The organism is Bacillus sp. 205(2023), from assembly GCF_037027485.1.
Lineage (GTDB): Bacteria > Bacillota > Bacilli > Bacillales > Bacillaceae > Bacillus > Bacillus halotolerans.
On sequence record NZ_JAXCHF010000001.1, the window covers coordinates 244,615 to 269,445 of the forward strand.

27 protein-coding genes and 1 pseudogene are annotated in these 24,831 nt (G+C 41.9%); 20 read left to right on the top strand and 8 right to left on the bottom strand.

What is annotated here, in order from left to right; genetic code table 11:
- Nucleotides 1-6: 6 nt before the first annotated feature.
- The 3 genes from WA325_RS00915 to WA325_RS00925 form a co-directional block, all read right to left on the bottom strand.
- Complete coding sequence (locus WA325_RS00915) at nucleotides 7-1,248, bottom strand: cytochrome P450 family protein (RefSeq protein ID WP_105991155.1); 1,242 nt, start codon at nucleotides 1,246-1,248, stop codon at nucleotides 7-9.
- Between the two features lie 268 nt (nucleotides 1,249-1,516).
- Entirely contained in the window at nucleotides 1,517-1,876 is a 360-nt protein-coding gene (locus tag WA325_RS00920) for a hypothetical protein (RefSeq protein WP_024121485.1), read from the bottom strand.
- Nucleotides 1,877-2,020: 144 nt separating this feature from the next.
- A complete protein-coding gene (locus tag WA325_RS00925; RefSeq protein ID WP_105954280.1) occupies nucleotides 2,021-3,349 on the bottom strand; it encodes a S8 family peptidase in 1,329 nt (442 codons plus the stop codon).
- Nucleotides 3,350-3,571: 222 nt separating this feature from the next.
- Here WA325_RS00925 and WA325_RS00930 point away from each other — a divergent pair, with 222 nt between their 5' ends.
- From WA325_RS00930 to WA325_RS00940, 3 genes are all read left to right on the top strand, one after another.
- Nucleotides 3,572-3,805: a hypothetical protein gene (locus tag WA325_RS00930; RefSeq protein ID WP_024121487.1), complete on the top strand. Its 234-nt coding sequence runs from the start codon at nucleotides 3,572-3,574 to the stop codon at nucleotides 3,803-3,805.
- A gap of 285 nt (nucleotides 3,806-4,090) precedes the next feature.
- Nucleotides 4,091-4,798 carry a poly-gamma-glutamate hydrolase family protein gene (locus WA325_RS00935; RefSeq protein ID WP_024121488.1) on the top strand — a complete coding sequence of 236 codons (708 nt, stop codon included), beginning with the start codon at nucleotides 4,091-4,093 and terminating at the stop codon, nucleotides 4,796-4,798.
- A 71-nt stretch (nucleotides 4,799-4,869) separates the two neighbouring features.
- Nucleotides 4,870-5,325 (top strand): OsmC family protein, encoded by a 456-nt coding sequence (locus tag WA325_RS00940; protein ID WP_101863296.1) that lies wholly within the window; start codon nucleotides 4,870-4,872, stop codon nucleotides 5,323-5,325.
- Between the two features lie 12 nt (nucleotides 5,326-5,337).
- Here the strand turns inward: WA325_RS00940 and erbB are convergent, their stop codons facing one another.
- From erbB to WA325_RS00955, 3 genes are all read right to left on the bottom strand, one after another.
- Complete coding sequence (gene erbB / locus WA325_RS00945) at nucleotides 5,338-5,691, bottom strand: SMR family multidrug efflux transporter EbrB (protein ID WP_024121490.1); 354 nt, start codon at nucleotides 5,689-5,691, stop codon at nucleotides 5,338-5,340.
- Between the two features lie 13 nt (nucleotides 5,692-5,704).
- Nucleotides 5,705-6,022, bottom strand: a complete 318-nt coding sequence (gene ebrA / locus WA325_RS00950; RefSeq protein ID WP_044155800.1) for a multidrug efflux SMR transporter subunit EbrA — start codon at nucleotides 6,020-6,022, stop codon at nucleotides 5,705-5,707.
- Nucleotides 6,023-6,178: 156 nt separating this feature from the next.
- The gene (locus WA325_RS00955) at nucleotides 6,179-6,430 is read right to left on the bottom strand and encodes a hypothetical protein (protein ID WP_024121492.1); all 252 of its coding nucleotides are present in this window, start codon (nucleotides 6,428-6,430) and stop codon (nucleotides 6,179-6,181) included.
- A gap of 126 nt (nucleotides 6,431-6,556) precedes the next feature.
- On the opposite strand from WA325_RS00955, the gene WA325_RS00960 reads away from it, so the two are divergent.
- The 10 genes from WA325_RS00960 to WA325_RS01005 all read left to right on the top strand — a co-directional run bounded on the left by WA325_RS00960 (nucleotide 6,557) and on the right by WA325_RS01005 (nucleotide 15,039).
- Nucleotides 6,557-6,934, top strand: coding sequence for a YmaF family protein (locus tag WA325_RS00960; RefSeq protein WP_242521240.1), 378 nt, complete (start codon nucleotides 6,557-6,559; stop codon nucleotides 6,932-6,934).
- Nucleotides 6,935-7,034: 100 nt separating this feature from the next.
- Nucleotides 7,035-7,979: a tRNA (adenosine(37)-N6)-dimethylallyltransferase MiaA gene (miaA, locus tag WA325_RS00965; RefSeq protein ID WP_024121494.1), complete on the top strand. Its 945-nt coding sequence runs from the start codon at nucleotides 7,035-7,037 to the stop codon at nucleotides 7,977-7,979.
- Between the two features lie 39 nt (nucleotides 7,980-8,018).
- Nucleotides 8,019-8,240, top strand: a complete 222-nt coding sequence (hfq, locus tag WA325_RS00970; protein ID WP_003221097.1) for an RNA chaperone Hfq — start codon at nucleotides 8,019-8,021, stop codon at nucleotides 8,238-8,240.
- 165 nt (nucleotides 8,241-8,405) lie between these two features.
- Entirely contained in the window at nucleotides 8,406-9,980 is a 1,575-nt protein-coding gene (gene amyS, locus WA325_RS00975; RefSeq protein ID WP_248336688.1) for an alpha-amylase, read from the top strand.
- A gap of 111 nt (nucleotides 9,981-10,091) precedes the next feature.
- Nucleotides 10,092-10,364 carry a YmzC family protein gene (locus WA325_RS00980; protein WP_105954286.1) on the top strand — a complete coding sequence of 91 codons (273 nt, stop codon included), beginning with the start codon at nucleotides 10,092-10,094 and terminating at the stop codon, nucleotides 10,362-10,364.
- Between the two features lie 81 nt (nucleotides 10,365-10,445).
- The gene (locus tag WA325_RS00985; RefSeq protein WP_024121497.1) at nucleotides 10,446-10,676 is read left to right on the top strand and encodes a hypothetical protein; all 231 of its coding nucleotides are present in this window, start codon (nucleotides 10,446-10,448) and stop codon (nucleotides 10,674-10,676) included.
- A 232-nt stretch (nucleotides 10,677-10,908) separates the two neighbouring features.
- Nucleotides 10,909-11,301, top strand: a complete 393-nt coding sequence (nrdI, locus tag WA325_RS00990; RefSeq protein ID WP_044155794.1) for a class Ib ribonucleoside-diphosphate reductase assembly flavoprotein NrdI — start codon at nucleotides 10,909-10,911, stop codon at nucleotides 11,299-11,301.
- Complete coding sequence (gene nrdE / locus WA325_RS00995; RefSeq protein ID WP_024121499.1) at nucleotides 11,261-13,363, top strand: class 1b ribonucleoside-diphosphate reductase subunit alpha; 2,103 nt, start codon at nucleotides 11,261-11,263, stop codon at nucleotides 13,361-13,363. Before nrdI ends, nrdE begins: the two co-directional genes overlap by 41 nt.
- Nucleotides 13,364-13,380: 17 nt before the next feature.
- Nucleotides 13,381-14,370: a class 1b ribonucleoside-diphosphate reductase subunit beta gene (nrdF, locus tag WA325_RS01000; protein WP_044155791.1), complete on the top strand. Its 990-nt coding sequence runs from the start codon at nucleotides 13,381-13,383 to the stop codon at nucleotides 14,368-14,370.
- A gap of 48 nt (nucleotides 14,371-14,418) precedes the next feature.
- Entirely contained in the window at nucleotides 14,419-15,039 is a 621-nt protein-coding gene (locus WA325_RS01005; protein WP_044155790.1) for a hypothetical protein, read from the top strand.
- A gap of 65 nt (nucleotides 15,040-15,104) precedes the next feature.
- Here the strand turns inward: WA325_RS01005 and WA325_RS01010 are convergent, their stop codons facing one another.
- Entirely contained in the window at nucleotides 15,105-15,872 is a 768-nt protein-coding gene (locus WA325_RS01010) for an N-acetylmuramoyl-L-alanine amidase (protein WP_336183074.1), read from the bottom strand.
- Between the two features lie 675 nt (nucleotides 15,873-16,547).
- Between WA325_RS01010 and WA325_RS01015 the strand changes: the two genes are divergently transcribed.
- The 6 genes from WA325_RS01015 to glnA all read left to right on the top strand — a co-directional run bounded on the left by WA325_RS01015 (nucleotide 16,548) and on the right by glnA (nucleotide 22,625).
- Nucleotides 16,548-16,721: a hypothetical protein gene (locus WA325_RS01015; protein WP_336183075.1), complete on the top strand. Its 174-nt coding sequence runs from the start codon at nucleotides 16,548-16,550 to the stop codon at nucleotides 16,719-16,721.
- 349 nt (nucleotides 16,722-17,070) lie between these two features.
- Nucleotides 17,071-18,039 carry a stage V sporulation protein K gene (gene spoVK / locus WA325_RS01020; protein WP_049809927.1) on the top strand — a complete coding sequence of 323 codons (969 nt, stop codon included), beginning with the start codon at nucleotides 17,071-17,073 and terminating at the stop codon, nucleotides 18,037-18,039.
- Nucleotides 18,040-18,170: 131 nt separating this feature from the next.
- Nucleotides 18,171-19,433 (top strand): GTPase HflX, encoded by a 1,263-nt coding sequence (gene hflX / locus WA325_RS01025; RefSeq protein ID WP_336183076.1) that lies wholly within the window; start codon nucleotides 18,171-18,173, stop codon nucleotides 19,431-19,433.
- A gap of 17 nt (nucleotides 19,434-19,450) precedes the next feature.
- Nucleotides 19,451-20,716: a methionine gamma-lyase family protein gene (locus WA325_RS01030; protein WP_105991873.1), complete on the top strand. Its 1,266-nt coding sequence runs from the start codon at nucleotides 19,451-19,453 to the stop codon at nucleotides 20,714-20,716.
- Between the two features lie 109 nt (nucleotides 20,717-20,825).
- On the top strand, nucleotides 20,826-21,233 hold the full coding sequence (gene glnR, locus WA325_RS01035) for a transcriptional repressor GlnR (RefSeq protein ID WP_010334345.1): 408 nt from the start codon (nucleotides 20,826-20,828) through the stop codon (nucleotides 21,231-21,233).
- Between the two features lie 57 nt (nucleotides 21,234-21,290).
- Nucleotides 21,291-22,625, top strand: coding sequence for a type I glutamate--ammonia ligase (gene glnA, locus WA325_RS01040; protein ID WP_024121509.1), 1,335 nt, complete (start codon nucleotides 21,291-21,293; stop codon nucleotides 22,623-22,625).
- Between the two features lie 117 nt (nucleotides 22,626-22,742).
- Here glnA and WA325_RS01045 read toward each other — a convergent pair.
- Nucleotides 22,743-23,924: pseudogene (locus tag WA325_RS01045) on the bottom strand (tyrosine-type recombinase/integrase).
- A gap of 523 nt (nucleotides 23,925-24,447) precedes the next feature.
- Here WA325_RS01045 and WA325_RS01050 point away from each other — a divergent pair.
- Nucleotides 24,448-24,813, top strand: a complete 366-nt coding sequence (locus WA325_RS01050; RefSeq protein ID WP_051922666.1) for a lactococcin 972 family bacteriocin — start codon at nucleotides 24,448-24,450, stop codon at nucleotides 24,811-24,813.
- The last annotated feature ends 18 nt before the right edge of the window (nucleotides 24,814-24,831 follow it).

Consider the following 24,831-nt stretch of genomic DNA (forward strand, 5'->3'; position numbering starts at 1 on the left):
AAGAAATCAGCTGAGGTGTGAAAGTGAATCTTTCCTTGCAAGTGAGACCGGAAGACTTTCTAATCCTCTTAAAAAAGCATTTTTTCTCCATTTCAACTCTTCTGGCGTTACCGTAAGTTCAATTTGCGGAAATCGTTTCAGCAGTGCGTTAAACGCAATTTGCCCTTCCAATCTTGCCAGCGGCGCTCCTAAACAGAAGTGGATCCCAAAGCCGAAAGAGATATGCCGATTAGGTGTTCTGGTTATATCGAATGTTTCTGGATTTTCAAATCGTTCAGGATCTCGATTGGCAGAACCGATTCCTATAAAAATCATGTCTCCCTTTTTGATAGAATGGCCTTGGTAGGAGAAGTCTTCAATGGCCCACCGATTTGCCATCATAACGACAGGGGAGGTGTAGCGCAGCAATTCTTCAACGGCTGTATCTATCATTTCAGGATGCTGTTTCAGTTTCTCTAATTCTTCCTTGTGCTGAAGCAATGCAAGGGTGCCAGATCCGATTAAGTTAACCGTCGTTTCAAGTCCTGCTACCACCAAAAGGAACAGCATAGAGTAAAGTTCTTTTTCACTTAACGTTTGGCCGTCTTCTTCAGCATGCACAAGTTTACTGATCAAATCGTCTTTGGGCTGTATTCTTCTTTCATGAATTAACTTGCCAACATAGTCTTTAAACTCCCGAAGAGCCTGATTGGTCAGTTCTCGGTTGGCCTCTGAAGTATCAACCATGGCATTGGTCCATATTTGAAACTGTGCCCGATCCTCTTTCGGTATGCCCATCATTTCAGAAATCACGATAAACGGTAACGGAGAGGCAAAGGATGCCATGAAGTCTGTTTCATTCTCTTTTTCCATTTCATCTAACAATCGTTCAGTAATTTGTTCGATGCTGATGCGTAGATTTTCAATGGTGCGGGGGGTAAATGCTTGGTGAACCAGTGACCTTAAACGAGTATGGTCAGGTGTGTCTTTTGCCAGCATATGATCTGATACAAAATCAACGTCTTCACTGACATTGAGCATTTCAATTTGTTCTTTGCTCATTACGTTTTTAACGTCTCTTGTAATTCGGTTGTCTTTAAGAAATGCCATGCAATCATCGTAACGGGTGATTAACCACGCCGGATATGTACTTCCAAAACGGTGTAATTCGAATCGATGAATGGGTGCTTGTTCTCTAAAACGGCCTAAAACTGAAAAGGGGTTTTCATGAAACTCTTTAGCATGCGGATGAAACATCAAATTTTCCATTTTCCATTCTCCTCGCCTAATAGATTAAGACAGATGCATTTATTCAGTTTAGACCAGATGTAAAAGAAAGCTTTGCGCAATCTGTATAACAGAATCCCATTGGAAACGACAACCTGTTATGTCTAAAACTATATATCTATTTTAGGTGCCGTTCAATAGTTTTGGGACGAAAATATCGGCTTGCGGGTAAGGAAATGATTCCATGCAAAAAAGCGCCTTTGGGGCAATTTCAAAGGCGCTGTATTCTTTCGACCAGGTGAAAGTTTCTTCATTTGTTTTGTACATCAATAGTATATACCGCACGATCTGTCAGTACCTTCAATCCGCCATTTTCTTGGTGAATGTGAATATCCCCTAATAAAGGAATTTCATAAGCGTTCTGCGGAAGCGGTACGTCCCCAGCTTCAGTAAAGGTTGTTCCTTCGCCTTCCAGGACGAGTTCGTCATTTGCAACGTAGTCGTCAGGGTGGTTTGCGCTGCGTATGCCCACTTTTTGAAGGTGAAGAACAATCTGATCCAAATCTGAAATCTCGTCTTGGTTATTGGTCAGTTCGCCTTTTCTAATATCAAGCGTCTGGCCGATCCGCTCTCTCAACCATTCAGAAAGCTCAGTATTGTTGAGTGCCATCAGTCATTCCTCCTTTTGATCTATACTGTAACTATTCCCAATTGTTTTATGTTTTACACTCTGCTGGGATATACCGGCTTATGTATGCTAAAAACACTGCTGACCCTTTAACGAACCAGCAGTGTTCACGAAATTCATGAAATCTTATTCACCAGGAATAGCTTTCTCAGCATTGATCGCTCCGGCACCGTAAATATTCGGGTCTTCGCCTGTCCATTTATCAGCCCCATTTTTAAGCAGCTCTTTCACTTCGTCTGGCGTAAGATCCGGATTCTGCTGGAGTATTAAGGCGGCGATTCCCGCACAGATCGGCGTTGCCATTGATGTCCCCGACATTGTAAAATACTGAGACCCTACACGGCTTGATTTTTGCAGCTTATCGATATATGAATTCGGTGAGCGAAGGGAAATGATGTTTACGCCCGGTGCTAAAACATCGGGCTTTTCTTTCCCGTATACAGTCGGTCCGCGGCTTGAGAAAGAAGCAACTGTATCATCTTCGCTGCTTACTGTATTGTTATCGTCAAACGCGCCGACAGTAATGACTTTTTCGCTTACACCAGGGCTTGAAATTGTCTGCGGATCAGGGCCTGAATTTCCAGCAGCAACACAGACGACAATCCCGGCATTCCAAGCTTCTTCAACTGCTTTGACTAATGGATCTTCCAGTTCATTGTCATAACGCAGCGCATCGCCGCCAAGGGACATGCTGATAATATCAATTGGTTCATCCGGATTGTCCTCATTATATTGAATACACCATTCGACGCCTTCAATAATGTCCGCTAACGTGCCTGAACCTTGTTTGTTCAGCACTTTTACTCCGATTAAATTGGCTTCCGGTGCAGGTCCGCGGTATTGGCCGGAAGATGACGCGCCGCTGCTTGCGACATCACCTGCGCAGTGTGTGCCATGTCCATTATCATCATACGGCTCTGTTTTTTGGTTTACCATATCGGCAAATCCAATAATTCTTCCCTCTAAGTCAGGGTGCGGGTAGATTCCTGTATCGACTACTGCGACTGTAACGCCTTTACCGGTTAAGGTTTGCCCGCTTCTGACGACTTCCTTTGCATGGCTTGCTTCGGCTGCTGTGTCAAGAAGCGCTTTGACTTCGCGGTTTAAATACACTTTGCGAATATCGCTGCATTCAGAAAGAAGAGAATGCAATGCTGAAGGGGTAACCTCTGCGCTGCAGCAATTGATTTTGTTAAAACGGTTTTTTAGCTTGCTGCGTTTTTCTTTTTGTAAAACCTGTCCCGCCATCTGAAAGCCTGCCTCATGGCAGCCTTCCTCGAATTCAATGATGACCGACATTTTTTTTCTGTTTTTTAATTTTGTTTCAAAAAACTGATGTAAAAAGCAAGGAGTCCACTTGAAGGGCTTGTAGAGCTGCAAGACGCTTTCACGCAATGGCCAATCAAGCTTATGAGCGTTTGCTCTCACCATTTGTACCATAGAGTAGCCAAACATCGATTTTCCTCCTATTATGAAGTTCTCTGTATACTCTATGAGTGGCTCATATGTTTGGTAAGTTTGTTTGTCCTTTAGAGGAGGCGGACAAGAGTTTGTTTTTATGAATCTTTTGAATCTGATACGAAAGAATCATGTGTACTGTTAATCATTGGGCATTGAAAAAGAACGTTTGTTCGTATTATCATTTATATATATCAAACAGGAGGGAGCGATAATCGTATGAATATCTTCTTACGCCGGTCTTTGGAAGATCAGATACCAATCAGCATTATATATATGAAGAAAGACGGCACCATAACAAAAAGAACGATTATCGTCAGGCAGAAAAGCAAAACACAAATTAAAGCTTTTTGTTTTACGAACCATCAGATCAGAACGTTTTTATTAGACTCTATCCTCTCCTGTGACTTTGTGCGAACAAGGAAGCAAGAACCCCGGTTCGCAGGACTATAACAGGCCGTCCGCTTCAGCATCCCGGACAGCCTGGTTTTTAGTAAAACCTTCCTTATTCCTCTATACATTTAATTACCAAGTGAGGTTATTCCTACCTTTTTCGTTTTTCCTCTCAATCTTTTTTCACTGATATTTGAATATAACCGCTGATAAATGTGACATTCAATTGATTTTTTGAAACCGGGAACTTTTTCACTGATGATATGGTGTATACAATGGTAAGATAAAACCTATTGACTATACCTCATATAATGAACCTTGCCATTCTTGTGAAAGGAGTTTAACATGAGAAGATTTTTACTAAATGTCATATTAGTCTTAGCCATAGTCTTATTCATAAGATATGTTCATTACTCATTAGAACCTGAACCATCTAACCAGCCGGATACATATTCAAATTTCAGCAGTCTGGCAGAGAATGAGGACCCTGCTGATTATGATATTTCTTATCAAGAGAAAAAAGGGAGCAAAGTTTTAATCATGTCTCCGCACGGCGGAAGAATTGAAGGCGGAGTAAGTGAGCTTGTGCGTTATTTCAACGATGACTACTCGACTTACCTGTTTGAGGGCTTAAAGTCACATGATAATCAAACGCTGCACATTACAAGCACCAACTTTGATGAGCCATTGGCTGAAGAGAAGATCAAGGAGCACCAGTACGTTGTCGCTTTTCACGGATATAAAGGAGAAAAGAAAAATACACTTGTCGGAGGAACAGACCGTAAGCGGGCGAAAATGATTGTCAGAGCTCTTGAAAAAAGAGGGTTTTCCGCTGAATTAGCGTCCTCTCAAAGCGGCCTTGCAGGATTAAGTGCAGATAACATTAATAACCAGGGGGAAACCGGGCTGAGTATCCAGCTGGAAATCAGCCGTGAACAGAGAGAAGCCTTTTTTGATGATTTTTACTATAAAGATAGGAAATACACGAAAACCAGTGAATTCTACTCTTATGTCCGGGCGATAAAACATGTACTTGAAAAAGAATATTCCTAATAAGCAAATCAGAGGACAAAATCAAGGAAGATCAGTAGACTGAAATGGAATCCATTGAAGGAGGCAATCAAATGGCAGATCATCATTTTTATTTAAAAGCGAATTGGCCGGGAAAACGCAATGATGTCGGCACAATCGAAAGCGGCAATCTCATCACGTCTATTTCTATTCCTAAAGAAATGGACGGACCGGGGGAGGGGACCAACCCGGATGAAATGCTTCTCGGGGCAGCGGCAACCTGTTATATTATTACGCTTGCTGCTATGATGGAAAGAAGCGGACTGGAAAAAGAAGATCTGCAGATGGAATCAGAAGGCATAGTCGATGTGACAAGAGGGATCTTTACATACAAAAAAATCATTCACCGCCCCGCAGTAGTCCTCAGACACGATGCCTCAGAAGAAGACGTTGCGTTAGCCCACAAGCTTTGTGAAAAAGCGGAGTCTTCCTGCATGATCTCACGAGCCATTCAAGGAAACGTCGAACTGCAGCTGGAGGCTTCTGTAAAAATATCGGAGCAATCATAAAAAAGCAGACGGTCACTGACAGGCCGTCTGCTTTTTTTCTTTATTAGGGGCTTTTGACTGATTTAACAGCACAACGCCTGCAATAACGAGTGTCAGCCCAAATATACCCTTCAAGCTGATGGTTTCGCCAAAAAGCAAAAAACCGACTACCGCTGTAAGCGCCGTCCCGATACCGGACCAAGTGGCGTAAGCGCTTGATAAGTCTATGGTTCTTAAAGAAAAGCTTAAAAACGTGAAGGCGGACAGAAATCCGGCAGCCACTCCGATAATAGGCCAGAATTGCGTAAAGCCTTCGGAGAGTTTGAGCATTGTGCTCCCAAATACCTCAGATAATATGGCAAGAGCCAAATAAAGAAATCCTCTCATATACAACACTCCCTTACTGCCAATTAAGCAGCACGACACCTGAAATTAATAGACCAATCCCAATAAGTCCTTTTACATTCAGTTTTTCCTTGAAAAATTTCGCCCCGATAACGGCCGTCAGCACCGTACCCACGCCGCTCCATGTCGCATATGAAAGGCTTAGAGGGATGCGGTTTAAGGTAAGCGACAGCATATAAAAGGCAAGGGAATAACCAATCACGACCAATGCACTCGGCTTCCACTTTTTGAAGCCGTCAGACACTTTCAGCATGGCCGCTCCGATTGATTCTGAGCATATGGCAATTGTGAGGAATAAGTAACCGATCAACATCGTAATCCTCCTCACTCAAAATATGATAAATGTAAGTTAATGAAAAGATCATCAGCTAGAAAAATATTAGTGCAAACCTATGTATGAGTCAAGAGATTCATTTTAACTCAGATTCGGGGGATAAAAAAGACCCCTTTTATAAGGGGTCTGCCGGGTTTAGTAGTAATATGGGTATGGGGGATAAGGATATCCGCCATAAAAATAAGGGTTAAATAAAGCACTTCCTACCAGTCCGCCTACCAGCCCGCCAAAAAAAGGTCCTCCGTAAAATCCAAACGGCCGTCCAAAGCCATAGCCAAACCCAGGTCTTCCAAATCCAAAACCTGGCCGTCCAAACCCGTAGCCGAACCCTGGTCTGCCAAAGATTCTTGCATCATTTTCGTCAATGAAATATTCTACTTCGTTCATTTTTTCTTTCCTCCAATAATAAAATGTAGATGATGCAGTGTATTCAGCCTACCCAAATTTGATTGGGCGTTCAGCTGAAAAAGAAGGAGAGTGAATTGATTGGGCCTGTATCAGTCTGACTGGGCCATGGCGCCGCCTCACGTACATGCTTATCGTGCTAAAACAACCAGTGAACAGGGGCATTATCATATCATTGAAGGTTTTACTCAGCCGGCAAACGGAACGAATACGGATCGCCATACACACTACTTCACTGGGATTACTTCGTTTGAAAATGGCCATTTCCACCGCTATTACGGGATCTCGGGCCCTGCCATTCCCCGGGCTGACGGCACACATTATCACGAAATTGAAGAAAACACTTATCTCGCTTATAACGAGCCGATTCAGATCCGTTACGGAGGCGTTGTGTACGATCCCCGAAATCACAGCAGAAAAACGCATCGCCATCATTTGAAAGGCAAGACACGGGAAATCGTCGGAAATGAGCCTCTTGGCTGGTAGAAGAGATGTTTACTGCTGCAAAAAAAGGGCAAAATGGATAGGTGGTTATATATGATGAATGCTATAATGGGGGGAGATTTGTAAAAGAGAGTGATACATAGTGAAAAATAACAAACAGCCCGTTGTTATATTAGTCGGACCAACGGCAGTGGGGAAAACCAATTTAAGCATTCAGCTTGCTAAGGCTTTGAACGCGGAAATTATCAGCGGAGATTCCATGCAGGTTTATAAAGGAATGGACATCGGGACAGCTAAAATCTCTGAACAGGAGACAGAAGGTGTGCCGCATCATCTGATTGACATTCTAGACCCGGCAGATTCTTTTTCCACCGCGGATTATCAAGGCTTGGTCAGAAATAAAATCAGCGAGATCGCAAAAAAAGGAAAGCTTCCGATGATTGTAGGCGGTACGGGGCTTTACATTCAATCCGTCCTTTACGATTATACCTTTACGGAAGAGGCGAACGATCCGGCGTTTCGGGAAGAAATGCAGAAGGCTGCGGCGCAGGAGGGGGCTGAATTCCTTCATGCTAAGCTGGCTGCGGCTGATCCGGAGGCAGCAAAAGCGATTCATCCGAATAATACAAGAAGAGTGATTCGCGCACTGGAGATTTTACATACATCTGGTAAAACGATGTCGCAGCATTTAAAAGAGCAAAAGCGGGAGCTGCTGTACAATGCTGTATTAATCGGGCTTACAATGGACAGAGACACGCTTTACGACAGGATTAATCAGCGAGTCGATCTGATGATGGAAGCCGGACTTCTTCCGGAAGTGAAACAGCTCTACGACCGAAAATTGAGAGACTGTCAATCGATACAGGCGATCGGCTACAAGGAGCTGTACGCATATTTTGACGGATTTGTGACACTTTCTGAGGCTGTCGAGCAATTAAAACAAAACTCCAGACGGTATGCAAAACGCCAGCTGACGTGGTTTCGCAACAAAATGCCGGTTGACTGGTTCGATATGACCCCGCCTGTTGATATGGAGCTGAAAAAAAAGGAAATTTTCACACATATAGCAGGAAAACTGCAACTTTAATCGAAACTGTATGATATAGAGAATCAAGGAGGACGAAACATGAAACCGATTAATATTCAGGATCAGTTTTTGAATCAAATCCGCAAAGAAAATACGTATGTCACTGTTTTTTTACTGAACGGCTTTCAATTGCGCGGCCAGGTGAAAGGCTTTGATAACTTTACCGTATTGCTAGAATCGGAAGGTAAGCAGCAGCTTATATATAAACATGCGATCTCAACTTTTGCACCGCAAAAAAACGTCCAGCTTGAATTAGAATAGACCATAAAGATAAAACGAAATAGAAAAACCTCGGGCTGAAAGCCCGAGGTTTTTTGTGTCACAGAAATTCCTATAGAGATTACAAAAAATACAGGAAATTGGTTATTTGTGTAAAAACCCTATTGTTGTACAATGATTTGTAATCACTGGAAAGGGGAGAGGAAAATGATTCACAAACGAAAACGTGCCATATCATGCGGTCTGGTGTTTTTCTTAACATTGCTGTTTGTCACGCTGCCGGTATCTAAAACTTGGGCTGCAAGCGTAAATGGCACGCTGATGCAGTACTTTGAATGGTACCTGCCTAATGACGGACAACATTGGAAACGTTTGCAAGAAGATGCGGGGCATTTATCTGAAATTGGAATCACTGCTGTATGGATTCCGCCTGCATACAAAGGAACGAGTCAATCTGACAATGGATATGGCCCATATGATTTGTACGATTTAGGAGAATTTCAGCAAAAAGGGACGATGCGAACAAAATACGGCACAAAACCGGAGCTCCAGTCAGCGATCAGCTCCCTGCATTCGCAAAACATCCAAGTATACGGTGATGTTGTTTTGAATCATAAGGCAGGCGCGGATGCAACGGAAGATGTAACCGCGGTCGAAGTGAATCCAAACGATAGAAATCAGGAAACATCAGGAGAGTATCAAATAAAAGCATGGACAGGCTTTCATTACCCGGGCCGCGGAAGCACGTACAGCGATTTTAAGTGGCATTGGTACCATTTCGACGGAGCGGATTGGGACGAATCCCGAAAGCTGAACCGCATCTATAAGTTTCGAGGGGATGGAAAGGCATGGGATTGGGAAGTATCAAGGGAAAACGGCAACTACGATTATTTGATGTATGCAGACGTTGACTATGATCATCCGGATGTTGTCGCAGAAACGAAAAGATGGGGTACCTGGTATGCAAACGAGCTTCAACTCGACGGTTTTCGGCTCGACGCTGTTAAACATATTAAATTTTCTTTTCTGAGTGATTGGGTAAAGGCAGTCAGACAATCAACAGGAAAGGAAATGTTTACAGTTGCAGAGTATTGGCAAAATAACCTGAACGAGCTCGAAAACTATTTGAATAAAACTGATTTTAAGCAATCTGTTTTTGATGTCCCGCTTCACTATCATTTGCAGGCTGCATCCTCACAGGGGGGCGGCTATGATATGAGACATTTGCTGGATGGCACTGTCGTATCGAAGCATCCGATGCAAGCGGTAACATTTGTGGAAAATCATGATACACAGCCGGGGCAATCATTGGAGTCGACTGTACAAACATGGTTTAAGCCCCTCGCTTATGCCTTCATTTTAACAAGAGAGGCTGGTTACCCGCAGGTTTTCTATGGAGATATGTATGGAACAAAGGGTTCATCGTCAAGGGAAATTCCGTCGCTCAAAAATAAAATAGAACCCATTTTAAAAGCGCGTAAACATTATGCATACGGGACCCAGCATGATTATTTTGACCATGAGGATGTGATTGGCTGGACGAGGGAAGGTGATCAATCGGCCGCCCAATCAGGATTGGCTGCATTAATCACAGACGGTCCTGGCGGGTCAAAGAGGATGTACGTCGGAAAACAAAATGCCGGCGAGACATGGTATGACATTACTGGGAACCGCTCCGATCCTGTTACGATTCATTCTGATGGATGGGGAGAATTTCATGTAAACGGAGGTTCAGTATCCATTTATGTACAGAAGGAAGAAAGGGAGGGGCTGAAAGGCTAACACAGCAGTCTCTCTGGTTTTTTAACTTGCGTGGTCTTTTTTATAATGAGAACATAAGAAGGGGGAAAGTGTATATAATGTAAAAAATTTGAACGCAAGAGGAGTGAACGAATGTTTTCTGAATCCGAAGCGGAGTTGAGACGAATCAGAATTGCACTTGTCTGGATTGCTGTGTTCTTATTGTTTGGTGCGTGCGGGAGGGATGAAACAGTAATTGAAACAGATAGCGGAGATTCTTATGAAACGCCCCAGCCAAGTTCATTTCCGCTCGAAAATAATCATTTTGGAATCGTAAATGACGGCAATATAGAAATTTATGAGTATAATGAGGCTGATAACAAGGTAAAGCTTAAAAAAGAGTTTCCGTCTGATGAGCTTGAATAAAATTCACAAGCATGGAATTTTACAAAGCAGACGCAGGCCGCTAAACTGAATACTGACACAGAACATACAGAGGGTGAAATGATGAAGCATAAGATTATTGTCAATCACTGGGAAGAAATCTGTGAAGACGATTCCTGCTATGAATATGGAACGAGTATTATTGTTAATGGAAAAGAATTAATCAGAGAAGCCTCAATTATAAGCGCATTGAAGGCAGTTTTAGAAGAAATCGGCGCTGACGCAGAAATAGAAGAAACAGTCGAAAGCGAAAAATGCTGTGACAGTATAAGAAAAAAAAATCTAGACTACTAAGCAGTTTTTTTTCATGTTATGATATACATCGGCTTAAAAACGACACTTCGAGTAGGATGAGAGATGATTCTCGTTCTGCTCTCTTTTTTGGGCCCTGATGAGGGTGCCAGAGAGAAAATATGAATTTTTTATTAAAACGAATCTATATATTGTGTTTTTGCCAGAGGGTAGTATACTATATATAGTGTTAGTAGTTGAGAGATTCATATTTTTTGATAGGTCGTGATAAAACGTGGTACAAATCATATTTGATTCAAAAACAGGGAATGTTCAGCGCTTTGTGAATAAAATAGACTTTCAGCAAATACGCAAGGTGGACGAAATTGACCACCAGGACACTCCGTTTGTTTTGGTCACCTACACGACAAACTTCGGCCAGGTACCGGCATCAACACAATCATTTCTCGAAAAATACGCCCATCTCTTATTAGGGGTCGCTGCGAGCGGCAATAAAGTATGGGGCGATAACTTTGCGAAAAGCGCCGATACCATTTCAAGACAATATCAGGTGCCGATTTTGCACAAATTTGAACTCAGCGGCACATCTAAAGACGTTGAATTGTTTACTCAGGAGGTAGAAAGAGTTGTCACAAAATCAAGTGCCAAAATGGATCCAGTTAAATAACGAAATCATGATCCAAAAAGATGGAAAATTCCAGTTTGATAAGGATAAAGAGGCTGTACATAGCTATTTTGTAGATTATATCAATCAAAACACGGTTTATTTTCACGATTTAAAAGAGAAGCTGGATTATTTGATTGAAAACCAATACTACGAAGAGGAATTCTTAAGCCTTTATTCTTTTGAAGACATTAAAGAAGTGTTTAAGACAGCTTACGCAAAGAAGTTTCGTTTTCCTTCCTTCATGAGTGCGTTTAAATTCTATAATGACTATGCTTTGAAAACGAATGACAAGAAAAGAATCCTCGAGCGTTATGAGGACCGGATCTCAATTGTTGCGCTGTTCTTCGCAAATGGCGACACTGAGAAAGCAAAAGAATATGTCAACCTGATGATCAATCAGGAATATCAGCCGAGCACACCGACATTCTTGAACGCTGGCAGAAAACGCCGCGGAGAACTGGTGAGCTGCTTCTTGCTCGAAGTCAATGATTCTTTAAACGACATTTCAAGAGCGATCGATATCTCCATGCAGCTTTCTAAACTGGGCGGCGGGGTTTCTCTTAATCTGTCCAAGCTTCGCGCGAAAGGTGAAGCCATCAAAGATGTTGAAAATGCCACAAAAGGCGTTGTAGGCGTTATGAAGCTTCTTGATAACGCGTTCCGTTATGCTGACCAAATGGGACAAAGACAAGGATCTGGTGCGGCGTATTTAAACATTTTCCACCGCGATATCAATGATTTTCTCGATACGAAAAAGATTTCTGCCGACGAGGATGTGCGCGTCAAAACACTTTCTATCGGTGTAGTCATTCCGGACAAGTTCGTTGAGCTTGCGCGTGAGGACAAAGCGGCTTATGTATTCTATCCGCATACCATCTATAAAGAGTACGGACAGCACATGGACGAAATGGACATGAATGAAATGTACGATAAGTTTGTCGACAACCCTCGGGTGAAAAAAGAGAAAATCAACCCGCGGAAATTGCTCGAAAAACTGGCGGTGCTTCGTTCTGAATCAGGCTATCCATACATCATGTTCCAGGATAATGTCAACAAAGTACATGCGAATAACCATATTTCAAAGGTGAAATTTTCTAACCTTTGCTCTGAAGTGCTGCAGGCATCTCAGGTTTCTTCTTACACAGACTACGATGTAGAAGATGAAATCGGTTTGGATATTTCCTGCAACCTGGGATCGCTTAACATTCTCAACGTGATGGAGCACAAATCGATCGAAAAGACTGTTAAGCTTGCGACTGATTCTTTAACTCACGTATCTGAAACGACTGATATCCGTAATGCACCTGCTGTAAGACGGGCAAACAAAGCGATGAAATCAATCGGTCTCGGCGCTATGAACCTTCACGGATACCTTGCGCAAAATGGCATCGCGTATGAAAGTCCAGAAGCACGCGACTTTGCGAACACATTCTTTATGATGGTGAACTTCTACTCTATCCAGCGTTCTGCAGAGATCGCAAAAGAGAAGGGCGAGACGTTTGATCAATATGAAGGATCAACCTATGCAACTGGTGAATACTTCGATAAATACGTTTCAACTGATTTCTCGCCGAAATACGAAAAAATCGCAAATCTGTTTGAAGGTATGCATATCCCGACGACAGAGGACTGGAAACAATTAAAAGCATTTGTCGCTGAACACGGCATGTATCACAGCTACAGATTATGCATTGCGCCGACAGGCTCGATTTCATACGTTCAGTCAAGCACGGCATCTGTCATGCCGATTATGGAACGTATTGAAGAAAGAACATACGGCAACTCAAAAACGTACTACCCAATGCCTGGGCTTGCATCTAATAACTGGTTCTTCTACAAAGAAGCCTATGATATGGATATGTTCAAAGTCGTAGATATGATCGCGACAATCCAGCAGCACGTTGATCAGGGAATCAGCTTTACATTGTTCCTAAAAGATACAATGACGACTCGTGATTTAAACCGGATTGATTTGTATGCACATCACAGAGGAATTAAAACCATTTACTATGCAAGAACGAAAGATACTGGGCAAGACAGCTGCCTTTCTTGTGTTGTTTGATTAAAGGAGAGTTTATAGTGACGAAAATTTATGACGCAGCAAACTGGTCAAAGCATGAAGACGACTTTACCCAAATGTTCTATAACCAAAATGTGAAACAGTTCTGGCTTCCGGAAGAGATTGCTTTAAACGGCGATCTCCTCACTTGGAAGTACCTCGGGAAAAACGAGCAAGACACGTATATGAAGGTACTGGCCGGATTGACTCTTCTTGATACAGAGCAGGGGAATACAGGAATGCCGATCGTGGCTGAGCACGTAGACGGCCACCAGCGGAAAGCCGTGCTGAATTTTATGGCGATGATGGAGAACGCCGTTCACGCAAAGTCGTACTCTAATATTTTCATGACACTGGCACCGACTGAAACGATTAATGAAGTATTCGAATGGGTCAAACAAAACAAATTTTTGCAGAAAAAAGCGCAAATCATCGTCGGACTCTACAAAGCGATTAAAAAAGATGACGAGATTTCACTGTTCAAAGCAATGGTTGCATCTGTGTATTTAGAAAGCTTCCTATTCTATAGCGGTTTCTATTATCCGTTATATTTCTACGGACAAGGAAAACTGATGCAAAGCGGTGAAATTATCAACCTGATCCTTCGTGATGAAGCGATTCACGGTGTTTACGTCGGACTTCTCGCTCAAGAAATCTACAATAAGCAGACAGAAGAGACAAAAGCAGAGCTTCGCGAATTTGCCATTGACCTTTTGAATGAGCTTTATGAGAATGAGCTTGAGTATACCGAGGACTTATACGATCAAGTCGGACTCTCCCACGATGTCAAGAAGTTCATCCGCTATAATGCGAATAAAGCGCTGATGAACCTTGGATTTGATCCGTACTTTGAAGAGGAAGACATTAATCCGATCGTTTTAAACGGATTAAATACAAAAACAAAATCACATGACTTCTTCTCCATGAAGGGGAACGGGTACAAAAAAGCGACCGTTGAGCCGATCAAAGACGACGACTTTTTCTTTGATGATGAAAAAGAGCAGATATAATATCTGCTCTTTTCGGCTTGAAGGTTGAAATAGGAGGACGCAGTAATCATGGGAAAAATGGATGAAATCATTTTGGTCGCTCCGCGCGATGAAGTGTTTAAAAAAGAAAAATTGACTTTTCAAGGCGTAAACAGTGAAGATGCCCGAGTAGCAGAAATTATGGCTCAAATTGAGGCGACCTATTCTGAAATGAGAAGGGGAGACGCAGAAGAAGATCCTCATTATAAGCAGCCGATTCCTTATGTCGTCATTAAACGCGAGGATGAAGTTTTCCTTTATGAGCGGCTGGCTGGCGGCGGAGAATCACGTCTTCACAATAAGCTTTCTCTTGGCTTTGGCGGCCATATGAATCATATTGAAGGAGCCGCTTCCTTTGCCGAGGTCTTAAAGCTGAACACAGACCGGGAGCTTGATGAAGAACTGCAAATCGAAGAAGAGGATAAGCAGGCCATTGTCACATTAGGTTTGATAAATGATGATGACAACAGTGTCGGCAAAGTGCATATCGGTATTCTATCTGCGCTTCAATTAAAGCCAGGCTCACATGTGGAAGTCAAAGAGAAAGAGCAAATTGCGGGTAAATGGATGAAAATTTCTGAACTAAAACAAACAGACATTTATAACCGTCTGGAAACATGGTCGCAATTCGTGGTTGACATTCTTGAATAAAAAAACCCGGTTTCTCATGAAGAGGAACCGGGTTTTTTTATCAGGCATGCTCGTCCGCAGCAGTATTATGATTCTAGGAAGACCATAGCGTCAAAGCCGGTATTCTCAGCTCTGGCAGCAAGGGCATCGGCATTATCTTTGGAAGAAAAAGCGCCGATCTGAACCTTATATAATCCGTCCTTTAAGAGCACAATGGCGTCAAAGCCCTTAGACTCTGCGGTGCTTGCAAGATTGTCCGCATTTGCTTTGACCTTAAAAGCCCCGATTTGAACCTTATATAACCCTGAGTTGGATGTCTTTTGAAGGCTGAAGGCTTGCTCCAACCCGTTTGCATGTCCTCTTGCCAAGCTTTGAATAAAACTGCTCGTTTTAAGCTTGTTCGCATCTGTAACCGTATCAATAAAACCGTTTTCCGTAAGCAGGGCAGGCATTGAGGATTCCCTTAATACGTGGAAGTTTGCTGTTTTTTTACCGCGATCGGAAAAGTCGACAGCTTGTATGACTTCAGAGTGAATCTCCGATTGGTAAGTCGTTGTCGGTGCTCCGACTCCCGGATAAATGTAGCTTTCGAAACCTGTTCCGCCCCCGGAATTAATGTGAATGGATAAAAAGAAATCGGCTCCCGAGTTATTTGCAGCATTTGTCCGGTCGCTTAAGCTGACATATTGGTCGCTTGTCCGGCTCAGCAGCACAGTAACACCCTCATACTCATTCGTCAATATAGTGCGTAAAGCTAAAGCGATTTGCAAGGTTAACGTTTTTTCTTGGAGACCATTGCCTGTTGCGCCTGGATCGGACCCGCCATGACCTGGATCAATAAAAATTTTAACCATTCTCCATCACCTCATTACAGGATATGAAAAAAGACGGCTTCTGCTTGTACGATTATCATCCGGCAGAAAAATGAGGAAATAACCCCTGTTACCCAAAAATTATTTCTCGGGAAAGCGCACAATTCAACAGGATGCGACAGGAAGGTTACTAAAAGTTTGTCTTTTAGTCGGTTTAATAAAGGTGGTTATTCAATCAAATTCAGCAGAAAGCGGAGGGGTAAATGATGCTGACATACAACAACGGTCTCTATGCTGCTTCAGTCTTTTTACGGACCGAATGTGGTTTTGGAGGTCAGTCAGAACGTACTCAATGGAAATAGCGTTCAGACATTCTTTTTGTTTCCAATAAATATCTCTCACTCAAGGTTCGCATGGGTTAACGTTTATACTCACTCTTTTCCTCGGTGCCATTATTTTGCTCTCCAGTTCTTCATCGGATTATTGGCATTTGTATTTGAAGGAGTATGGGGATTTGACATCATCCTAGACTTAGTCACCGCTTTTTTCTCAGGAAAGTTGATTTTCCGGGTGTTTTACCCGAGTTTCTTCCAAAAAGTTGCTGGCTTTTATACATCATCAGAAAATCCTCTTTCTCGATAGCCGAAAATTGGTTTAGATATCGTTGCGAAAAGAAGAATACAGCAATTTCTTCATCATGTAAATACTGAGCATAAAATGAGGATTCTTCTCACCTCCCATCAAATTGATGACGTTGAACGTTTATGTAAACGAATCATCCTGATTGAGGAGGGAGAAATTAAATTCGACGGACCGAAAGAAAAGCTGTCACAATTGACGAACAGTAAGAGAAGCTCAGCTGTTGAAGTAGACGCCGTTCATGCAGACTGAATTCACTTTCATGTCAACCTACTGAAGTGAAAGGGAAGTATATCTGATAATTCACAAATTCCTCAGCTCATCACAAGCATATCTGCGCATTGAAAATATCCTAATTGAGGTTTATACATCGAAGAAATATCACTTTCATAGCTGATTGTTCTAACAAATTTGCTGAAAATAAAATCTCTTGGTTTGTCCACCCTGTGTTCGTGAATACAATAAGAAATAAAGTATTTCTCGGGAAAGCGCAGGATTCCCCATTGTTCCCGAAAAAAAGCATTTTGTTTCGACACATGATAGGCGTTTGTCACATAAGGCATACGCTTGAATATCATATAGAGAGAACTGAGAGGTGAAAATGTTGGAGCGCGCTGTGACTTATAAAAACAACGGACAGATCAACATTATTCTTAACGGACAAAAGCAGGTGCTGACAAACGCTGAGGCAGAGGCGGAATATCAAGCGGCTTTGCAAAAAAACGAAGCTAAGCACGGCATTTTGAAGGAAATAGAAAAAGAGATGAACACACTGGTTGGAATGGAGGAAATGAAACGAAACATTAAGGAAATATACGCTTGGATTTTTGTCAATCAAAAACGTGCGGAACAGGGCTTGAAGGTGGGAAAGCAAGCGCTGCATATGATGTTTAAAGGAAATCCGGGAACTGGGAAAACGACAGTTGCACGGCTTATCGGCCGGCTGTTCTTTGAAATGAACGTACTGTCAAAAGGCCACCTGATCGAAGCGGAACGTGCTGACCTGGTCGGGGAATACATTGGCCACACCGCCCAAAAGACGAGGGATTTAATCAAAAAGTCATTAGGCGGCATTTTGTTTATAGACGAAGCCTATTCCCTTGCAAGGGGCGGCGAAAAGGACTTCGGGAAAGAAGCGATTGACACGCTCGTCAAGCATATGGAAGACAAACAGCATGAATTCATTTTAATTCTTGCCGGATATTCACGGGAAATGGAGCATTTTTTATCATTGAATCCCGGTCTCCAATCCAGATTTCCCATCTCCATCGATTTCCCGGATTATTCCGTCAATCAGCTTATGGAAATTGCGAAACGGATGATCGCAGAGCGGGAATACCAGCTCAGTCAGGAAGCTGAATGGAAATTAAAGGATTACTTAATGACAGTCAAAAGCACAACAAGTCCCATTAAATTCAGCAATGGCCGTTTTGTCAGAAATGTCATAGAAAAATCGATCAGAGCGCAAGCCATGAGACTTCTAATGGGCGACCAATACTTAAAAAGCGATTTAATGACCATTAAAAGCCAAGATCTTTCAATTAAAGAAGATACCGCTGGCTCGATATAGACCTCTTCCTGTGAGAGGTCTTTTTTTTCTAATGTATTTCTTGTTTTCACAGCAATCGATTTGTGGTATACACATGCAGGGTTTGGTATGATAATACTACTGCCCAATATGCAATAGAAAGGAACATCCATTTGAACGAACAAGAAACAAGACAGGAAAAGGCCATTTTAGTCGGATGTCAGCTGCCGCATATCACAGATGAGCATTTTGAAAATTCCATGGAAGAGCTTGCATCACTGACAAAAACAGCAGATGGAACGGTATTGACCAGCGTCACGCAAAAACGAAACCGGGCTGACGCAGCTACATATATAGGAAAAGGGAAGGTTGAAGAGCTGAAGACGCTCGTTGAAGAGCTTGAAGCCGAGCTTCTTATTTTTAATGATGAACTGTCACCAAGCCAGCTGAAGTCCTTGGCAACTGCGATTGAAGTAAAAATCATCGACCGCACGCAATTGATATTAGATATTTTTGCGAAAAGAGCAAGAACAAGAGAAGGAAAACTTCAAATCGAGCTGGCTCAGCTTCAGTATGCTCTCCCGCGTCTGACGGGACAGGGGATCAACCTTTCCCGGCAAGGCGGAGGGATCGGCGCGAGAGGACCGGGGGAAACAAAACTGGAGACCGATCGCCGCCATATTAGAAATCGCATTCATGAAATTAACACGCAGTTATCCGCTGTCATTCGCCATAGAAGCCGCTATCGTGAAAGAAGAAAGAAAAACGGTGTGCTGCAAATCGCTCTTGTCGGGTATACGAACGCGGGGAAATCAACGTGGTTTAACCGCCTTACAAGCGCTGACAGCTATGAAGAAGACCTTCTCTTTGCCACACTGGACCCTATGACCAGAAAAATGGTGCTGCCAAGCGGCTACAGTGTGCTCCTGTCAGATACAGTCGGATTTATTCAAGATCTTCCGACGACACTGATCGCTGCATTCCGCTCAACGCTTGAAGAAGTAAAAGAAGCGGATGTGATTCTGCATCTGATTGATTCCTCAAATGAGGAGTACACAGGGCACGAAAAAACGGTGCTTCGCTTGCTGGAAGAGCTTGAAGCAGATGATATCCCGGTGCTGACTGCTTATAACAAACGCGATCAAAAGCTGCCTGACTTTATCCCGTCCGTTGGAAAGAATCATATCATGGTCAGTGCAAGATTTGAGGAGGATGCTGAAAAGTTTAAGGAAGCCATCCAGCGTTATTTGCGCCAAGAACTGTTAACGCCTTTTGAAGCGCAGGTACCGGCAAGTGAGGGCAAGCTTCTCTCCAGAATCAAATCCGAAACGATGGTTGACCGTTTTCATTTTAATGAAGAAAACGAACAGTACGACATATCGGGATATGTACAAGAAGAGCAAAGTATCATCGGTGAATTGAAGAAGTATATGTAAGAAGGGAATACAAGGACATGTTCGAAACTTTAACACACGGAGATTTATTAAAAAAAACAGCAATGGAAGTGGAAACGGAAATTGCCGGCGTTCATAAACAAATAGAAGAAATCAGTGAACGCAATGAATGGAGAGTGCTTCAAAGCTATAGAAAACACAAGGTGAGCGACACTCATTTTACGCCGTCTACAGGATACGGCTATGATGACATCGGAAGAGATACACTTGAAAGCATTTATGCAGATGTGTTTGGCGGAGAAGCTGGGCTTGTCAGGCCTCAAATTATCTCAGGCACACATGCGATTTCCATTGCTTTATTCGGTGTCCTCAGACCGGGGGACGAGCTGCTTTATATCACAGGCAAGCCGTATGATACGTTAGAAGAAATTGTCGGCGTCAGAGGCGGAGAAAATTCTGGATCGCTAAAGGATTTTCAAATCGGCTACAATGCGGTTGACCTGACTGAAGACGGAAAAATAGATTACGATGCTGTTGCTGCAGCTATCAATCCGAAGACAAAGGTGATCGGCATTCAGCGCTCAAAAGGATATGCCAATCGTCCTTCTTTCTTAATTAGTGAAATCAAAGAAATGATTCGCTTTGTAAAAGAAATCAATGAAAATCTTATTGTATTTGTGGACAACTGTTACGGAGAATTTGTAGAAGAGCTGGAACCTTGCCATGTAGGCGCCGATCTCATGGCGGGATCTCTTATTAAAAATCCGGGAGGCGGTCTTGCCAAAACAGGCGGGTACCTCGTTGGAAAATCTGAATGGATCGAGGCTTGTTCATACCGAATGACTTCACCGGGCATCGGCCGGGAAGCCGGAGCGTCTCTTTACTCGCTCCAGGAAATGTATCAAGGCTTCTTTTTGGCGCCTCACGTTGTGTCACAAAGCTTAAAGGGAGCGGTGTTTACAGCGAGATTCCTTGAAAAACTGGGCTTCACTTCAAACCCGAAATGGGATGCGAAAAGAACAGATTTGATACAATCCGTTGAGTTTTCCGACAGAGAAAAGATGATTGCCTTTTGCCAGGCCATTCAATATGCATCGCCGATCAATGCCCACGTGACGCCTTATCCAGCCTACATGCCGGGATACGAAGATGATGTGATTATGGCAGCGGGCACATTTATACAAGGAGCAAGCATTGAATTATCAGCTGATGGCCCTATCCGCCCGCCATATGTAGCGTATGTCCAGGGAGGATTAACCTATGCGCATGTGAAAAATGCCATATGCAGTGCAGTGGATTCTTTAATGGATAAGAAATTAATTTGAATAGTTTAAAATTTTCACTGAATTTCATGTTAAGAATCCTTACATGTTATTGACACAAAATATAACATCACCTATAATGAAACTAAGTTAAGAAAAGGAGGAAATTGAGATGAGTGATAACATTCGCCGCTCAATGCCTTTATTTCCAATAGGAATTGTCATGCAATTGACCGAATTATCAGCAAGACAAATTCGGTATTATGAGGAAAATGGACTGATATTTCCAGCTAGAAGCGAAGGAAATAGACGATTATTCTCATTTCACGATGTAGATAAACTGTTAGAAATTAAACACCTGATTGAACAAGGTGTAAACATGGCAGGAATTAAACAAATTCTGGCGAAAGCATCGGCCGAGCCGGAACAGAAACAAAATGAGAAGACGAAGAAACCAATGAAACATGATCTGTCTGATGACGAACTGAGACAGCTCTTGAAAAACGAGCTTATGCAAGCCGGCCGTTTTCAAAGAGGAAATACTTTCCGTCAAGGCGACATGTCCCGCTTCTTTCATTAATCCGTTAGCAACTGTTTTGCTATATACATTTACCTTTTAGAGGAGGAGTTTTACGAAATGGCAAAGTATACAAGAGAAGATATCGTAAAATTAGTAAATGAGGAAAACGTCAAGTACATCCGCCTGCAATTTACCGACATTCTTGGAACAATCAAGAACGTTGAGATTCCTGTAAGCCAGCTTCCAAAAGCACTGGATAATAAGGTCATGTTTGACGGATCTTCTATTGAAGGTTTCGTTCGCATCGAAGAATCAGATATGTACCTGTATCCTGATCTAAATACATTTGTTATCTTCCCATGGACAGCTGAAAAAGGTAAAGTAGCACGTTTCATCTGTGATATTTACAATCCGGATGGCACACCTTTCGAAGGTGACCCGCGAAACAACTTAAAACGGATTCTGAAAGAAATGGAAGACCTGGGCTTCAGTGATTTCAATCTAGGACCTGAGCCTGAATTCTTCTTATTCAAATTAGACGAAAAAGGCGAACCGACTCTTGAATTAAACGACAAAGGCGGATATTTCGACTTAGCTCCAACTGACTTGGGAGAAAACTGCCGCCGCGATATCGTTCTTGAGCTTGAAGAGATGGGCTTTGAAATCGAAGCATCTCACCACGAAGTAGCGCCTGGCCAGCACGAAATCGACTTTAAATATGCCGGTGCAGTCCGCTCTTGTGACGATATCCAAACGTTTAAACTAGTTGTTAAAACAATTGCCCGCAAACACGGTCTGCATGCGACATTTATGCCAAAACCGTTGTTTGGTGTGAACGGTTCAGGTATGCACTGTAATCTATCACTCTTCAAAGATGGCGTTAACTCATTCTATGATGCAAACGCAGATCTTCAGTTAAGTGAAACAGCGAAACACTTCATTGCAGGTATCGTGAAGCATGCAACAAGCTTTACAGCAGTAACAAACCCGACAGTGAACTCTTACAAACGTCTTGTTCCTGGCTATGAAGCACCTTGCTACGTTGCATGGAGCGCGCAAAACAGAAGCCCGCTTATCCGTATCCCGGCTTCCCGCGGCATCAGCACACGTGTTGAAGTGCGCAGCGTAGATCCAGCTGCGAATCCGTACCTAGCACTTAGCGTCTTGCTTGCTGCAGGTTTAGACGGAATCAAAAACAAACTAGAAGCGCCAGCTCCAATCGACCGCAACATCTACGTGATGAGCAAAGAAGAGCGCATGGAAAACGGAATCGTCGACCTTCCTGCAACACTTGCTGAAGCATTAGACGAATTCAAATCAAACGAAGTGATGGTCAAAGCTCTAGGCGAGCACCTATTCGAGCACTTCATCGAAGCAAAAGAAATCGAGTGGGATATGTTCCGCACACAAGTTCACCCTTGGGAGCGCGAACAGTATATGTCTCAGTATTAATCTAATAAACCTTGATTTAATAGGGTTTTAGATTAATAACCAGGTGGTCAAGTTAAGTGGGATAACTAAAAACAGCTAGTTTGACCACTTTTTGACCACCAAAAACAATAAAAAAATTTAAGAGATAAGTGAATTCATGTATTCTTCATAACCATCCACTGATGTATTTTCAAGCTTCTCAGATATATGAGAGTATACGTCCGATGTGATGGTTATATTTTTATGTCCGAGTCTTTCTTGAACAAACTTCATACTTGCAGCTGATTCTAGAAGAAGGACAGCATGAGTATGCCTTAAACCATGAATTGGCATTTTTTCTAATCCGGCTTTCTTCAGAATGCGATTGAGTGCATTGAAGAGGGTAGATTTTGGTAAAGTTTTTCCATCCTGTCTACAAAAAAACAAGATCTAATTCATGTTCGTAAATCTCATTGAAAACTATTCTATTATCATTTAAATAGTTCATGTGTGTTGTTAACTCTTTTGCTAATGAATTGAATTGCTGATTTTAATTCTTCTTTCGGATTCATATGTTTTTGTTTCCCCGAATATTTCTTCTCCCTCTTTAACCTGAAAGTCTAATGATTTGTTAATGTTGATAAAGTTATTTTTTAGATCAATATCCTTTCTTTGTAAAGCAGCTGCTTCTCCCTTACGCATACCTGTTTCAAGTAGAGTTTTAAAGAAGATATAGTACAAATAATTATCTTGTCTTGCAACCTTAAGGAAGAGGGGAATATCATCTGACTTAATGTATTCTAACTTTTCTTTTTTCTTAGATTTAGCCCTTGGAATTGTTACCCCTTCACATGGGTTTTCTTCAATTTTTTTAAGAGGTTTTACTGCGGTAGTTAAAGCATTGAACATTGTCCCGTGAATGATTTCATTTGTTCTTTTGCTGTATCCTTCGTTTGCTAAATAATTAATGAATTTTTGATAACGTAAGGGTTTTAATATCTTTTAGTTTAATCTCCTTAAAATAGGGAAGGATTTTTGTATTAACATTTCGTTCATGAAGAATGTAAGTGTTTTTTCTAACATTTCCTTGTTTATATTGAGCGAGCCAATCTTTAAGATAATGCTTTAAAAGGGTTTCTCCTCCGTTGATTTCTAAATCACCTATCAATCTTTGTTCTTCTTGTCTTTCAGCTAACTGTGCCTCTTTTTTGTTTTAAATCCACTTTTGGAGACTTCAATTTGCTCTTGTGTTAAAGGGTCTTTATGTTGTATTCTGTATTGCCATGCTTCTTTTTCTAAGAATATCCATATTATTCCACCTTTCTTTGGAACATATCCCATTTAAGCACTTAGTTTTTTCGAGGGACAATCAAAAAGTTCAGACAAGTAAGCCTCTAGCATGTTGGAATAAATTTATCCTCTTGACTCTAAATAAAATTCCCATTTTAAAGAGTTTTATATAGAACAAATTCATAAGCCACTCTGTTAATCAAGAGTGGCTTTTTTCTTTTCCTTTACAGCTAGATGACGCATATCTATCCCTAATTTGAGCTGAAACGTTATTTTAACTCTCAACTTTCCACGCTTACATTACCTTATGTCTTCACTTACTAATCTCATAGGAAATTTGAACTTGAAAAAGATTAAAAGTCATTGTATGATCAAATACACCCAATATTTCCTTATATTGGGTGTATAGAAAGGGGGGATATGGTAGCATAATCAGTTTTTTTGTCGTGGTTCGTCATGTTGGTATTGAAGGTCTTTTCAACACGAAGTGACATAACTTTTTAAGTGTAATACTCATACTTAACAAGAAAGAACGCAGTATATTTTCTTGTGAAAACAAAAAGGAGAGGTTATATTGAAAAAGAAGGTTTTTGCTTCAATGGTGTTGGGAGCTACTTTACTAGTATCATCTTCTGTCGTTTTTGCTAGTTCTTCAGATGAGGCTACACACGGAGAAGTGAACTTGGATGAAACAAGGGATTTAATACAAATCATGAAATTGACCAAAACCAAAGCGGGTGGCGGTACTTGGTATCACGGTTTCGAAGATGATCAAGTTAAATCTAATTACAATCATACTAAAAAGACTCACAAATCAAGTGCGAAGGCTGGCGGAGAAAGGTTCTTTTCATCTAAATGGAAGAAAAAAGATGAAGGGTATACCTACGCTTCAGTGTATGCAACTCTTTTTGGAAATAGGGCTTATTGGGATACGAAATAAAACAGACAATAACAAAGT